This window comes from Aureisphaera galaxeae (genome assembly GCF_028561275.1).
GTDB lineage: Bacteria > Bacteroidota > Bacteroidia > Flavobacteriales > Flavobacteriaceae > Aureisphaera > Aureisphaera galaxeae.
In genome coordinates, this window is record NZ_JAQQTF010000007.1 from 468,792 (window position 1) to 482,603 (window position 13,812).

The 13,812-nt window shown below is 40.9% G+C and carries 10 protein-coding genes; 2 read left to right on the forward strand and 8 right to left on the reverse strand.

What is annotated here, in order from left to right; genetic code table 11:
* Nucleotides 1-25 precede the first annotated feature (25 nt).
* Both POV27_RS15155 and POV27_RS15160 read right to left on the reverse strand, forming a co-directional pair.
* Complete coding sequence (locus tag POV27_RS15155; protein ID WP_272863636.1) at nt 26-1,243, reverse strand: T9SS type A sorting domain-containing protein; 1,218 nt, start codon at nt 1,241-1,243, stop codon at nt 26-28.
* A 6-nt stretch (nt 1,244-1,249) separates the two neighbouring features.
* Nucleotides 1,250-3,871 (reverse strand): T9SS type A sorting domain-containing protein, encoded by a 2,622-nt coding sequence (locus tag POV27_RS15160; protein WP_272863637.1) that lies wholly within the window; start codon nt 3,869-3,871, stop codon nt 1,250-1,252.
* Between the two features lie 237 nt (nt 3,872-4,108).
* Here POV27_RS15160 and POV27_RS15165 point away from each other — a divergent pair, with 237 nt between their 5' ends.
* Entirely contained in the window at nt 4,109-5,020 is a 912-nt protein-coding gene (locus POV27_RS15165; protein ID WP_272863638.1) for an AraC family transcriptional regulator, read from the forward strand.
* Nucleotides 5,021-5,207: 187 nt separating this feature from the next.
* Complete coding sequence (locus POV27_RS15170; RefSeq protein WP_272863639.1) at nt 5,208-5,540, forward strand: single-stranded DNA-binding protein; 333 nt, start codon at nt 5,208-5,210, stop codon at nt 5,538-5,540.
* Between the two features lie 140 nt (nt 5,541-5,680).
* Here POV27_RS15170 and POV27_RS15175 read toward each other — a convergent pair whose 3' ends face one another.
* The 6 genes from POV27_RS15175 to POV27_RS15200 form a co-directional block, all read right to left on the reverse strand.
* Nucleotides 5,681-7,537: an SH3 domain-containing protein gene (locus POV27_RS15175; protein WP_272863640.1), complete on the reverse strand. Its 1,857-nt coding sequence runs from the start codon at nt 7,535-7,537 to the stop codon at nt 5,681-5,683.
* A 44-nt stretch (nt 7,538-7,581) separates the two neighbouring features.
* Complete coding sequence (locus tag POV27_RS15180; RefSeq protein WP_272863641.1) at nt 7,582-9,195, reverse strand: hypothetical protein; 1,614 nt, start codon at nt 9,193-9,195, stop codon at nt 7,582-7,584.
* 256 nt (nt 9,196-9,451) lie between these two features.
* A complete protein-coding gene (locus tag POV27_RS15185) occupies nt 9,452-9,826 on the reverse strand; it encodes a hypothetical protein (RefSeq protein ID WP_272863642.1) in 375 nt (124 codons plus the stop codon).
* A 65-nt stretch (nt 9,827-9,891) separates the two neighbouring features.
* On the reverse strand, nt 9,892-10,899 hold the full coding sequence (locus POV27_RS15190) for a S41 family peptidase (RefSeq protein WP_272863643.1): 1,008 nt from the start codon (nt 10,897-10,899) through the stop codon (nt 9,892-9,894).
* Between the two features lie 46 nt (nt 10,900-10,945).
* Entirely contained in the window at nt 10,946-11,140 is a 195-nt protein-coding gene (locus tag POV27_RS15195; protein WP_272863644.1) for an ankyrin repeat domain-containing protein, read from the reverse strand.
* A gap of 105 nt (nt 11,141-11,245) precedes the next feature.
* Nucleotides 11,246-13,792 (reverse strand): T9SS type A sorting domain-containing protein, encoded by a 2,547-nt coding sequence (locus POV27_RS15200; RefSeq protein ID WP_272863645.1) that lies wholly within the window; start codon nt 13,790-13,792, stop codon nt 11,246-11,248.
* Nucleotides 13,793-13,812: the final 20 nt, after the last annotated feature.

Below are 13,812 nucleotides of genomic sequence, written 5' to 3' on the forward strand. Positions count from 1 at the left end.
TTTTCAAAGTTGATGCAACGATGTGTTATTGTTTGAGTACTTTCCCAGTGTACCATTGCTTGCCACTTTGGGTAAGGGTAAAGAAGTACTGTCCACTTTGCAAATCTGAAACATCCAATGACCATTCCGCTTTTCCCTGTTCGAAAGCGGTATCCTTAATTTCCTTCACCTTTCGGCCCAATAGATCATACAATTGGAGGTCTATGGTTTCCAAAGCGGATTCCGTAAACGCTTCAATGGTGAGCTGACCTTGCGTCGGGTTGGGAAATACGGTGATCTTAAGTTGAGGAGGGACAACATCGTTCACCGATAGCACAGAATTCACGCCTTTAATAAGACGTATTACCTGTGGATTTAAAGGTCCGTTAGGCACATTGGTGAGCGGAATGGCACTGTTTATATAAATGGAATCTCCCGTTTGTGTAATGGCCACCCCATTGGGTCTCGAAAAACTGGCCACTGCAGCATCTCCATCGTCATTGCCACGCACTCCACTTCCGGCCAACCAATGCAGTTGCGAAGAATCGTCCAATCGCAAGTAGTAAATGGTGTTAGAACCATGACTCGCAATGAACAAAGTTCGTGTGGGTTCGTAATACTCCAAGTGCCCGTTGCTGGGTCCCGAAGTACTGCCTCCCGGCGTAACGTTAATTAGTGTCGTTTCACCCGTTGGCGTGATCTTAATGATGTTTCCATTGGAGAAATTGGAAACGTATAGATTATCGTCTTCATCTACCGTAATGCCATTGGGACATTGAAAAATAGCACCTGAAGCAAATAAGGTGGAAACGCCTGCTGGAGTTACTTTTCGTATGGTATTGTTTCCGCAATTACAGACGAAAAAATTGTCATTGCTGTCGAAAGCAATACCTACAGGGTTTACAATTCCCGTACTGGTTACAAAGGTGCGCACACCGTTTACGATCTTGTAAATGGCACTGGCCCCTATATCCGATTGAAATAACACGCCATTACTGTCGAAATCATTTCCGGAAGCACCTACAAACCCTGTGGAATAAAGCGAAAGGTTAAAGTCTGTATCCATGCTCCAAATATCATTGGGCTGTCCGTCGGGATCCGATACGGAAAGGAAATCCCCGAAATCGGCTATGATCAAATTTCCATCACTGTCAAAGGACAGACCACCACTTCCTTTCATTTCAGGAGTGACGGTGCTTACCGTTACCTGAGCGAGGAGGCCGGCCGAAATTGCCAGCATTCCCCATACCAAATATGTTCTCATGACTTCCTAGTTTTTAATGAACTGTTGGGTAGTCACGGCACCATTTTGACTCAGTCGAGCCAGATAAATACCAGCAGCTAATGAGGAGACGTCCAAGGACAATTCATTAGCACTTAGGCTTGCCCCTTCAGAAGTTACAGAGATTATCTTTTGTCCCGAAACGGAGAAAATATCGATCGAAAAATCACTTTCACCCAAGCGTTGGGACGAAAGGGTAATGGAAGTGTTTGCAGGATTCGGATACAGTGTCAATTCAGTATTCAATTTATCAAAATCTTCAACTGCCAAAGGATCATTTACATACGATCGTTGCCAAATACCGTGACCATGGGTAGCAATCCGCACCATTCGGTTAGAAGGGGAATCGTTGAGGTCGTAAATCATCACGGCTTCGGGTAACTCTTCATTAAAGGTTTCCCAAGAAGCACCACCATCACTGGAATAGTATACTCCTAGATCGTTGCCCAAATAGACATCATCGGGATTCAGCGGATCAATTAAAATCGTGTTGGCTGGGACATCGGGAATCATACCATTATCGATCGATGTCCAAGTGGCACCGGCGTCTACGGTTTTATAAACATGATCGGTTCCAAATCCAGAGAATACGGCATAGAGAATATCTTCGTTGGTAGGGTCGAATTCAATATCCTTGCAAATTCTATTGGGTAAGCCATTGACCAATTGGATAAAGGAGGCACCACCATCGGTTGTCTTAAAAATTTTAGCTCCAGCGGGTCCATTGGTAGGATCCGGTGAAGTAGTTACGTAGACCAAATCGGGATCGTTGGGCGAAATGGCAATTTTCATAATGGGGAAGACATCCACCGCTGTTGAGGAGGTAGCCACCCATGAACCAGGAATGACCGCACCATCGGTTGCCTTGTACAGAAAGGTTGCCCCTGCATACAGAATGTTAGGGTCACTCGGAGCAATTTCGAAAGGCGCGGAGAAGGCAGGGAAATCCCCGGAAACCAGATTAGGGGAAATATTGGAAAAACCGGCCCCATTGTTGGGCGATCTTCGCAATACCAATCCTTGAGACGAGCCATATACGATGTCATCGTCCTCCTGATTTACGGAAGCATTCATTCCATCACCGCCTAATACGCGCCACCAAGAAGGTTCCCCACGATAAATGTAGGAAGCATTGTCCTGGGCTCCAGCAATGAGGAAGTTAGGGTCCGTGGTCGAACTTCCCATATCTGCATAGTACTGTGTGGTTTGCAGCCCACCGTTAAGAGTGGTAAAGGGTACGGAACCATCATCCGAAATGAATACCCCACCATCGGTGGCATAGAAAACCTTGTTGTTGATAGGATGGTAGTACACCCCATGAATATCGGAATGCACATAGTTATCGGCTCCTTCAGGAATCTCTACAGACACTTGGCCCAAGGTCCAGGAGTTGGTCGATTGCTGATTAAAATTAACACCTCCATCGGTCGATTTCCATGCCGATACGCCTACGTATTGTATTTCGGAAGTATTGTTAGGGTTAATTGCAAAATCATGTGAATACCATCCTTGAAACTGTGCGATATTTTGATTGTTGAGTAAGGTCCAAGTATTTCCGGCGTCGTTGGATACAAATACACCCGCTGGAGTAGTAGCTCCCGTATTGAACCAGCCTACTTGGGTGCTGGCGTAAAGCGTATTGGGATTGGTAGGGTCCAAAAGCAATTTCGCATTTCCGGACCAAGCGGTAATCAATCCTGGGTCGAGCAATTCGTTAAAGGTGGTTCCTCCATCGGTGGATTTAAAAATTCCACTAAGGTTGGGATCCAAACCATAGTTGAAGTTACCATGGGACACATAAATAATGTCACCGTTGGTAGGATCAATTTCAATGTCGATACAGTTGGTCAAAGCAAAGATAAGTGTCCAAGTGTCGCCCCCATCGGAACTTTTGTAGACCCCATCGGTAGCCGCTGCATAGACCTCTTGGGAGTTTTGTGGATTGTACACCACGTCTTGAATTCCCTTAATGTCTTCTTGGTTAAACTGTAGGACATGGTTCCAAGTGAGTCCACCATCGGTGGTTTTCAGGATTCCGATTCCGTAGGTTCCTCGAGTAAGACGGTTTACGGTGCCGGGTTCTGCAAATCCAACACCATAGGTTTCCCCTGTACCAATAATGATGGTATCGGGATCGTTGCTATCTATGGCAATGGCGGCTACGCCCAAAACGGGAAATCCTGTAGGAATGTATTCCCAAGCATCCTGACCAAAGCCTTGGGTGGTGGTTTTCCAAAGTCCGCCACTGGCCGATCCTGCGTAGATGATGTCTTCGTCGGTGGGATGGAAAGCCAAGCACAACGTACGTCCACCAATGTTAATGGGGCCCAAACTGGACCACTCTCCCGGAACATTTCGGGAGGCATTGGCTTCCATAAGCTGTTTGGCCTTGTAGGCATCTGCATATTTGGAAATAGGAACCGTGGTGCCGGGATAAGCGCGTTCGAAAGCCCAGTTTTGTAGGGCGATCCCCGCTCCCGAGGTTCTCATCGTCTCGGCCTCTGGTTGTTGTACAGGTGCCGTAGAGTTCGGTGCATTAAAAAATGCGATAAGAGCAATAGTAGTTACTATGGCTCCCAAGGTGATTGAAGTAATTTTTTTCTTTTTCATAGAAATGGTTTTCGGTTGCCAAAATCGGAAATGTACTCAATGCCATGAGTAAGATGAAATTTGAAGCCTCGTAGTTTATAAAGGAAGGGGTGAAATTGTTCCTTACGACGAGTATTCTATTTCAATCTCACTATATTTAACGAGTATGTGGACCAAGCAACGATGGTAATACCAATGATACGGAAATTGTGGAAGTCCTATTTGTCAAAAATTGCTATTTGTGCTTAAAGTCCTATCTTGTTGAAAGCGATGACAGGATTTACTGAAGAAATTATACGATTTAACGAACCGAAGTCGAGAAGTTTTTTTCCGGATCGATTTTCGAATGAAATCTATTTTTCTAATGTGAACAACGATTATCGATTAAGTTATACCTCCAGTTTTTCTATTAAGTATGTGATTAAGGGTGAAGAGCGCTATGCTTTGGGTGGGGTTCCTTTTGCCATTAATGAAAATCAGTATCTGTTGGTGAATGACAAACAAGAGGTTGAAAATCGCGGTGCCAATGCTCAGGCGTTATCCATTTTCTTGGATCGGAGTGTGATTAATAACATCGTGGACAACCTCAACCTTTCGGAAAATTATTTGTTGGAACATCCCTTTTCGGAAAGACATACCCATATCAATTTTTTTGAGGCCCTCTATTCCCAAAACGATATTCTAGGGAAGTACTTGCATGCTTTTTATCTGCAGTCTGTGAATCAGCAGCATTTCGATATCAATGAAGAGATTTTCTACGGAATTGGATTGAATTTGGTAACATCACAATTGAAGGTCGCCAAGCAAATGAGTCACATTAACAGTATCAAGTATGCGACCCGATGCGAATTGTTTAAGAGGGTTATGGTAGCTCGGGATTATATTGAGGACCATTTGGAAGATGGTTTCAGTTTGGATGTATTGGCTGAGGTAAGTCATTTGTCCAAATTTCACCTCATTCGGGTATTCAAAGCGGTCTATCAAACTACTCCTTATAACTACTATTTGAATGCCAAAGTAAGAAGGTCCATTTTGTTGCTCAAAAACCAAGAATTGAGCCTGACCGAGATTGCTACACTATCCGGTTTTAATGATATTTATGCTTTTTCTAAACGATTTAAGGCCACATTGGGGGTGGCGCCTTTGGAATATCGTAAGACACTGAAATAAAGAATATTGGATATTTTTTATAGCCCCTTCTACTTAGTTATATCCATTTCCAAACGCTTACAAACGACTATAAACGACAGTAAGTGCGTAACAACCGACTTCAGTTTGGAGGCTGCCCCATATTTGCATTGTCGAACCGAGGGACGGTGAGATAGTATTAACTGTTTAATTATTAAAACTAGAAATTATGAACGCACTTAGAAACAAAGTACAGTTGATTGGAAGATTAGGACAAGAACCAGAAATCATCATATTCGAAGATGGTAACAAAATGGCAAAGTTCCCTTTGGCTACGGACGATAGTTACAAGGACAAGGACGGCCAAAAAGTAGAGCGCACCTGCTGGCACAATGTGGTGGTACGCAATGGACTCGTAAATGTGGTGGAGAACTATGTTGTAAAAGGACAGGAGATCGCCATAGAAGGAAAATTGACCAACCGCTCCTACGACGACAAGGACGGTAACAAACGATATATAACGGAAATTCTATGTAACGAGCTGTTAATGCTTAGTAAGTAGAATTTATTTTTGGAGGGAAGAAAAGACCTGGAGCAAGAGGGAGGCTCCGGGTCTTTTTGTATTTGAAGCCTTGCTACCAGCAGAATCAATTGGCAAAACTCCACAGTTTTAATATGTTCTTTAGGCTAGAATAGCTGTATTTACCATCTTGCATTGGTTCCTCTAATATCATAATGGACAAAACTACCGTAGACTCCAACACCACCCGCTTTTATTCTTCCGTCGGAAATGAGCTTTAAAATTTTACGATGTAATTCACTCACTTTGACTTTTTGTGGAACTAAATCTGCTGCGATACCATACATATGAAAACTTCCTTCCGCCTTCCCCCTAGTAGTTGCATTATGCTCTGGAGATCTATAGCCAGAAGAGACTCGGATGCCCTTCACTTCATCAGCAATGATTTCTAAATTTGTTATGCATTCTGAGGTATTTCCAAAGTAATTCTCAGGCACCGTATATCCTTTTATATCTGTGAGCATACGATCTATTCCTATAAGATTTGAATTATTACTTTTTGGGAAACTTGATTTTTTTGATAAGACATCAAAGTCACGGATAATTTTTGTTTTATCACTCAGTGCTTTGTTTAATCTTTTTATCGTTTCACCATTTCGTGAGATTTTTCCATCCGGTTTTAGCCCAAAATAATGTTGAAACGCGTGAATAGCAGTAATCGTTTCTTTACCTAGCGATTTTGGTTCTGCTTTTAACTTTCTTCTACCATTACTTTCGTAATAATAGAAGCGGATAGTACCATTTACCTTGATATCGAACCCTAAACTATTTAACCCTCGCTGTACTTTCTTTACATCTTCTTTGGTATTTGCATAGTTATCGGAAAAACCCACATTACCACTTAGACGAATTTCATCGTTCAAGAAATGCTCTTCTGTTTCTTTGAAATCTGAGGAGGACTGGTCACTTCTTTCATCCAAATCTACATAATCACCGAAGATCCATTTCTTTTCCCCAATACGATACCAACCATTGTCCAATTCTAAAATCTCAACTTTGGTTCCTCTTGGCAATGACTTCCCATTTACTTCAAAATCCAATCCGGGCCCGCTGCGTACTCTTAGGCTCGAAGCGGTAACTACACCTGTAGCATCAAAAAGATCGTTTATGAAATCATTAATTGTTTCAAAGAAACTAGAACTTGTACTCTCGTTTGTTGCGTTGGGAACATCTGGATTAAATAGAATAGCTTCAAAAACTTGAGCTTTGAGTGCAATGCGTCTTGCATTCCTGAGTCTGGAATTGGTATTTAGCCAATTGCTTTTAGATTTTAGGGTAGGCTCCGTAATAAGATTATAATCCGGTCTTACAGATAATTCGCTACTTTGTGAATTGATAGTTTTAATCATGTGTTTGGCATACCCAGAACCTGCAAAAAACAGAGCGACCCAAACCCGTTTTGCTTCTATGCTAAGCTGATCGAAACCGCTAATCTCCTCACGCATACGTTTGTGGGAAAAGGCAATCATGGAAAATGCCGAAAAAGTGAAATCCTTAACTTGGATTCTCGCGGGGCGTTGTGATGTTTTGCCTGATTTAAATTCTGAGGGATTTACCGAACTAAATACAATATTGGCATCATTAAAGTTTTTAACATGAAATGATTTCTGCCCACCGCTCAACATAAAATCAAAACCGGCAATACCATCTTTATGTACATCTGCACCTGACGTTACATATTTTCGATCTATTTGCCCTTTTATAATGCTTGTATAAAACCTATAATTTAACGGGCCTGTTTCCCTGGAAAATATAGCAAACACCAAGCCTGTATCTCGCGACATTTTGTATTTGAATATGTCAGTCTTTACCAGTTTTTCTTCTGTGTATTGCCAAATATTACCAAATGCACTTCCATTAAAAAAATCGGCTTTTTTTATGGCATTATTTACATTGAGCACTTGGTTGCTCAGATCATCTTTCGTAAGACCATACTCTTTATAGGTGGTGTCTATTATGTTTTGAATTTTCGTTTTCATCTATCAAATTTTTTATGAATAGAAAAGGATTAAGAATTGGGGGTTTATGAATTGTTCATACCGTTGTTTGCATACGCTAAGGCATCATTGGTAAGTTTTGCTTTTCGAATGTTTTCATTTTGAAGCATGCTGTTATAATCATCAATTGCTTTTCCTCTACCCAGAAAGGCATCGACCAGAACACCATCTGTTCTCATTACGATTTTATTGACATTTAGAATGACCCCTTTTACTTTTATATGTTCTGACCCAAGAACTGTGTCATGCATATCTTTTTTAACTCTAAGAAATTCTATTTGTTCGGGTAGATCTAAATCTAATTCCGATATTTTGGAGGTGGGGAATTGTAGGCTCTTCTTTTCTACAAACTGTTTTGGCTGATCGACATAATTGAAAACATAGTACAGTTCTCTAATGATGTCGTTTTTAATGGCTGTTCTTTTTTCATCATCATTGACAAAGTAATCGTCTAAAAATCTATCTAACTCATATAAAGAATATTTTGGATATGGCCCACCGCTTTCGTTGTACAGGGAGATCTTTATATCTGTTAAATGGGTTACAGATATAAACTCCTGATTCATCTGCCTAAATGCTAGATTTAATGTGCTACTTAAATTAATATTCTGTATTTCTCTTTCTATTATTGATTCTTTACTCGTTTCGCTACTCGTATTTGTGGATGTAGAGGTATTGATTTTTATATCTCTTTTTGAAGAAGCTCTTGAGGCGTGTTTAGAAAGTGCATTTGATACGTTTTTTGCAAACTCATTACGAGCTGTTCTTGTTCCCCATTCTCCAGTTTTTCCATATTCCTGTGAAGAATTTGATTTTTTCTGAGAAGACCCACCACCGCCGGCCTTAACCAAGCCCCACAATACACCTGCATTACCCTGTCCACTTTTAGAAGTTTCGCTCTCACCACTAGTACTGGATTCTTCCGAATACATAATATCTACCTCCTCCTCATTATGCTTAAGGGAACTTTCGCTCATTAAGCTATTTTGAAAATCACTTGCCGCTTCCTCACTGGTAGAATCCAAAATGCTTGACCCAGAATTCTGCTCCTCACTTGTTAGGCTTTCTTTGTATGTTTTTATGGATATTTTTGTTTTTTCCCCGGGAAAAAGGGAAAAAGTTTTGATGACTTTACCTGCACCATAATTCCCCAAATAATTTGAGATTTGCACTCGTTCATAGAATAGTATTTTGGGTGAGATTTTTTCTTTTGGGGGTTTAATTTTTATGGCTTGTGTTTTTGCATAAAATCCATTGAAACTCTCCTTAGCCAACTTCAGGTATTTAACATTTATATTGGCTGAGGTGGTTTTATTTTGTTCTTTACTTGTGGTTCCAGTGTTCGTTCTTTTTTCTGCATTACTATTGTTCCCTGCAAGCTTCCGACCACCATTTTTTAAGACATATTCTTTTAATCTATCCTTTGCCGTGCTTTTATCACTTCTTACTGGGGGATTATGTTTTTTAGCCAGATTGGCTTCTAACTCACGTTTTGTTACATCATTTAAATAATCTTCATCTAAATCCACAGAAATGACATTGTAACCAACATAGTTTGTAGATTCTGGCAAATTATAACTTAAAAGGGGTGCGCTATCACCGTCATTACCAAGTTGTATGAAAGAGGAATTCTTAGACATAGTTTTTAATTTTTTGGTTAAACCGATCTTTTAAGGCTTCAGTATTTTGCAACAGACCAAAACTAAAAACTTCATTACCAGGCATATGTGGTTATTGTTCCAAACAATAGGACTATTGTTTCAGAGCCCATAAACAAGGAGATGGTAGGATAGAATTATTTAGAAAAGGTAAAATATGAGTTGCTAGTGCTTAGTAGGTAGCGTTTGTTTTAGGTGGGAAGAAGGACCTAGCTTCGGCTGGGCTTTTTGTTTTAGGCTACCTCCGCAAATCAGGATTCTTTTTATGTGGTATGGGCTCTTTATTTTGGAAATACCATTCTACAATACGGTCACTCATTCTATCGTAAATTTCGTCTTCGGTATTGGGATATTCGTAGTCCAAAAGCGCTTCAATATCATCCTCGATTTTTTGTTTCTCTTTTTCAGAAAAGACATTGGAATCCACTAAGGTATTGGCTATAAAATTGGTGAGAATTTCATGGCCATCATCCCAATTTATATTTCCATTACGTTGTGCCTCATCTCGAAGCTTTTCAATTGCCCGAATCAGTTCACCCTGGACGCTATCCGCCTGACCACTTTTCGGCACGAAATTTTGCCATAAATACCGTGCTTCCGCTAAATATTTCATTCCGTTATATTTTTCTGGCCACTGCCACTATCCACTGCAAACTGCTAATGCCCACAGCAAACTGTCTACTCCTCATTCAACCACTCCACAGCACGCTGTAAAGTAATGTCATTATCAGTTAATGGCTCAGCCACAAAAGGGAATTCTTCGTCAACATCCACATATTCTTTATACACATTTCCCTTTTTGTCGTTATAGTAGCCTACCGAAATCGTCATGGCCGTTTTGTCGTCGATCACCGTCCAATCGGTAGCGGTAACCATACCGTTGGTTTTTTGCCCAAAAGAACGAGTGTTCTTCCTTTCGCGGAACATGACCACTAATACTTCACCCGAGCTGGCTGTGTAAATACTACTTAATACGGCCACTTTCGGTAGTGGATCCATTGGGCATCCATTTCCTAACTGCACACTATATCCCTGATTGTGGAAACTTCCGTCAATGTATTCCCAAACACTATCTTGTTCTGGAATAAGACCTTTTGTGCCTCCAACAACCCCATTGCCAAACAAGGGGGCCAAACCTTCTCCCATGGGATTCATATTTCCACCTCCATTATAGCGCAAGTCGACAATCCAGCGATGGGCTCCCTGGCGTATCAATTCGCACAAAGGTTCCTGAATTTCCTTCGACATGGCTTCATTGTCACCCATGGGTAGTCCTACGATTCGGATATAGCCGATGTCGTCATCAATCATTTGAACCATAAAAGGATACTTTCGTACTTGCTGTATCTCATTGTAAATTTCAGATTCAAAGCCTACGTGGTGTTCCTTTAAATCACCATAATTATAGGCCAGTATTTGGTTGTTATGAAACACTCTTGCATGGGTGTCGCCTAGTGATTTTAGCAAATGATTCAACGCTGGGCCTAGATCGGAAACACTATCGGCCTCCTTTGCCATTTCGTATATTTCGGCTTTTAGTTCATCCCAATTTACCGTTTCCCGGTACTGGGAATGGGTTTCGGCATGGGCAATGATTTGATCTAATGTTTTCTTTACTTCAGGATTTGTTTGGGCGCAAGCCGTTACCATAAGGCATAGCAAAATCAGGGGAAGGATTTTTCGCATGGTTGTATGTTTTGTTGGTATGAGTCGTTGTTATGGAAAACGTTACCTATCCGTAACTAGTATTCCTAGATGGGTCATTCGCTTCTTTATCTGCTGCGTGTTCTATAAGAAAGGTAATGGTTTGCTCATTGGCATAGGCCACTGACCTATGCAAAGGCGTTTCAGTATTGATGCGTACATCTAATGTAAAGGCACCTGTTCCAATTTCTCCCGTTCCTTTCGGATAGAAGTTGAATACCATATGTGAAAAAGGGTTTTGGATTTCTCAAAAAAACATATTCTTCAAAAAGTGGCCATTGCAAACTAAATAGATGCAGCGGGGCCTTTGCCGAAAGACTTTTATTGTCTAGTTCTTTATAATTTGTTCAACAGCCGTTTTACCACCTGCCGAAACAGTAACAAAGTATATCCCTTGAGGCAATTGCGCTACATTGAGTTGAGAAACACCCGATACCTGCATCATAAGTTTTCCATGAGCATTGTAAACAAAAGCTTGGTCCCATTCACTATTCCCAGCCAAAGTGATAATATCGTCTGTAGGATTTGGATATACGGTCAAGCGTAGAGAAGAATCTACTTGGGGTAGATTCATTTCTTTTTGAACAAACTCGATATTTTGAAGGTTCAAGGTCTTGGTCTCCCTTTGTCCTGTTTTCGAAGTCAGTGTAAATACTAAGGTTGTCATTTGCATAAATTGCAATGCTTCTGGGTTAGTGCTTACAAAATCCAATACATGCAGTTCGTAATGCTGTATTTCATTTGTAAGAGATATTGAAGTCTTATATTGTTCTTGCCAAGAATCAATATCGTTTCTCAAAATGGTAATCTCTAGTTCTCCTTCGCCCCAGGCATCGAAAGCCAGTGTGTTGTACTCATTCAAATCTATCGTTCCGAACTTTGGACTAAACGCTTTATATACCCCTACATATTCATTGATGCTAGCCTCAAGGGATACGCCCCTTTCCACCGGATATCCATTGCCGTTATAGGGTTGAGACGGCAATACCTCATAGTAGTGAATTTGAGTTCCAAGTGCTGAGGCGTCGAGGCCCCAAGGGCCGTCTGATAAGTACAAGTCATCTGGAGTTGGACTTGTAGATGAGGTGAGTCGAAAACCTAAATCGTAGGCCATGCCAATGGGCACCACATGTGTTGAAATATATTCTTCATCTAACATAATCTCAGAAGAAATAGATTCTATAGATGCCGTTTCGGTAGATCGAAGCCCTCCTTCTAACTGCAAAGAAGAACTTGCATTATGGTTTACTACATTCAACAATAACTCCCCATTGCGGTAGGTCCCGCTTTTAACAAAAACGGCAGGTGGAGGTGAAATATGATACTCTGCTATGGGTTGGTGGATTTCGATTAACCGGAACAATTCATTTGCCAATTTCCATAGGTCATCGACCGAGCTTGCCCATAGTTGAAAATTAATAAAATCCCTACCTTTAGTATAACGACTCAAATTCCAATGGCTTTCCAAAATAAAGGGAGTAGATGTAGACTCCTGTTGTATGGAAAAACTCAATACAAATTCTTTTGTGCCATCCACATTTTTAATCTCGGACTTAATAAATTCATGTCCGTTGATTGAAAGCGTGTTCACAGCAAGTAGTTCAGATCCTAGAAGGCGATCGCAAATGAATTTGGTATGCTCATAGACAGCATTTTCAGTTTTCAAGAGCATGAGTGCGGCCGTTCTTTTTCCTTCATTTTCATAATTCACAGCCAATATTTCTGTGGCATTAGTTATTTCAATTAAGTCCTCTGGAGTACTTTCAATAACTTCGGTATGTTCAATGACCCCAATCGGGATAAGGTCTTGGAGTGCTAAATCATTTTTTCGAATGCCGTAGTTGTAGCTCTTTTGAATTCGTTTGGCGCTTTCCTTTACAAATCGATAAGCAGATTTTTTTCTCTTGTAATTACGAAGATTGATGGCATCTGCCAAACGGTTGTTGCTTTCCAAACCACCATCCTGCCCTCCAGAAGTTTCCGTAATTTCTGGGCATACATCCACTCCAGAGCATGAAGGATCATCGCAGTCGACCAATCCATCTCCATCATCATCAATTCCATTACTACAGTCTTCTTGTGGTACTGGGGCAGTAGGGCAGCGAGCCCCATCGTTGCTCGAACTGGATGGGCCAAAAGAGAAAAGGTTGGAAACCATACTTCCACCAGGTATAATGTCTTGAACATTATAGATGATATAGATAGTTCCTGTCTGATTAGACGAGACATAGAATCTACCGGATGCATCAAAATAGACGGCCCCGTAGGTGTACGTATTTCCGCTCAATATTGGAACCTCTCCAAGCGATGTCACCACTCCGTTCTCGGGATTAATACGGTATAGCACATTGCTCGTCTTCTCGACTGTATAAAGATGGCCGTCTACCGAATTGAAAGCCCAATCATGTACATTGATGGAATTGGTTAAAGTTGCACTTTCTATAAATTGGGTATAATTAGGAGAGGAAGGGTCCAGATCAATTTTGTAATATGTGGTCGCCCCTCCTTTTAAATAATAGATTCCGTCAACAGAAATATCACCAACATAACGATTGGAGGTCGGGAGTTCTGGAATGGTATAGGAAGTCACACTGAAATCTACACCAATTTGTACTATTGTTCTTTCCGGAGTGCTTAGCGAACCCCAAATGTAACCATCAGCTGGATTGTAACCTGCTGCGTTAATGTTACCAGCAACAATATCTGTGGCCACCTCGAAATAACTTCCAGAAGCTAAATTTATAGCGAATACATCATTGCGTTGAAACAGATAAGCGTTGTAATCGCAATTAAAGGGATCTGTTTGTGCTATTGCTACGTTGATAAACGTAAAAGAGAGAATTAATGATAGGAAGTAGCGTAATTTTGATCTCATGATATGTAGTATTTGATTTC

Bases quoted from the DNA above. Each gene is read 5' to 3' on its own strand.
- POV27_RS15175 (WP_272863640.1), bottom strand. From the start codon at position 7,537: ATGAAAACGAAAATTCAAAACATAATAGACACCACCTATAAAGAGTAT.
- POV27_RS15200 (WP_272863645.1), bottom strand. From the start codon at position 13,792: ATGAGATCAAAATTACGCTACTTCCTATCATTAATTCTCTCTTTTACG.
- POV27_RS15185 (WP_272863642.1), bottom strand. From the start codon at position 9,826: ATGAAATATTTAGCGGAAGCACGGTATTTATGGCAAAATTTCGTGCCG.
- POV27_RS15195 (WP_272863644.1), bottom strand. From the start codon at position 11,140: ATGGTATTCAACTTCTATCCGAAAGGAACGGGAGAAATTGGAACAGGT.
- POV27_RS15180 (WP_272863641.1), bottom strand. From the start codon at position 9,195: ATGTCTAAGAATTCCTCTTTCATACAACTTGGTAATGACGGTGATAGC.
- POV27_RS15155 (WP_272863636.1), bottom strand. From the start codon at position 1,243: ATGAGAACATATTTGGTATGGGGAATGCTGGCAATTTCGGCCGGCCTC.
- POV27_RS15190 (WP_272863643.1), bottom strand. From the start codon at position 10,899: ATGCGAAAAATCCTTCCCCTGATTTTGCTATGCCTTATGGTAACGGCT.
- POV27_RS15160 (WP_272863637.1), bottom strand. From the start codon at position 3,871: ATGAAAAAGAAAAAAATTACTTCAATCACCTTGGGAGCCATAGTAACT.
- POV27_RS15170 (WP_272863639.1), top strand. From the start codon at position 5,208: ATGAACGCACTTAGAAACAAAGTACAGTTGATTGGAAGATTAGGACAA.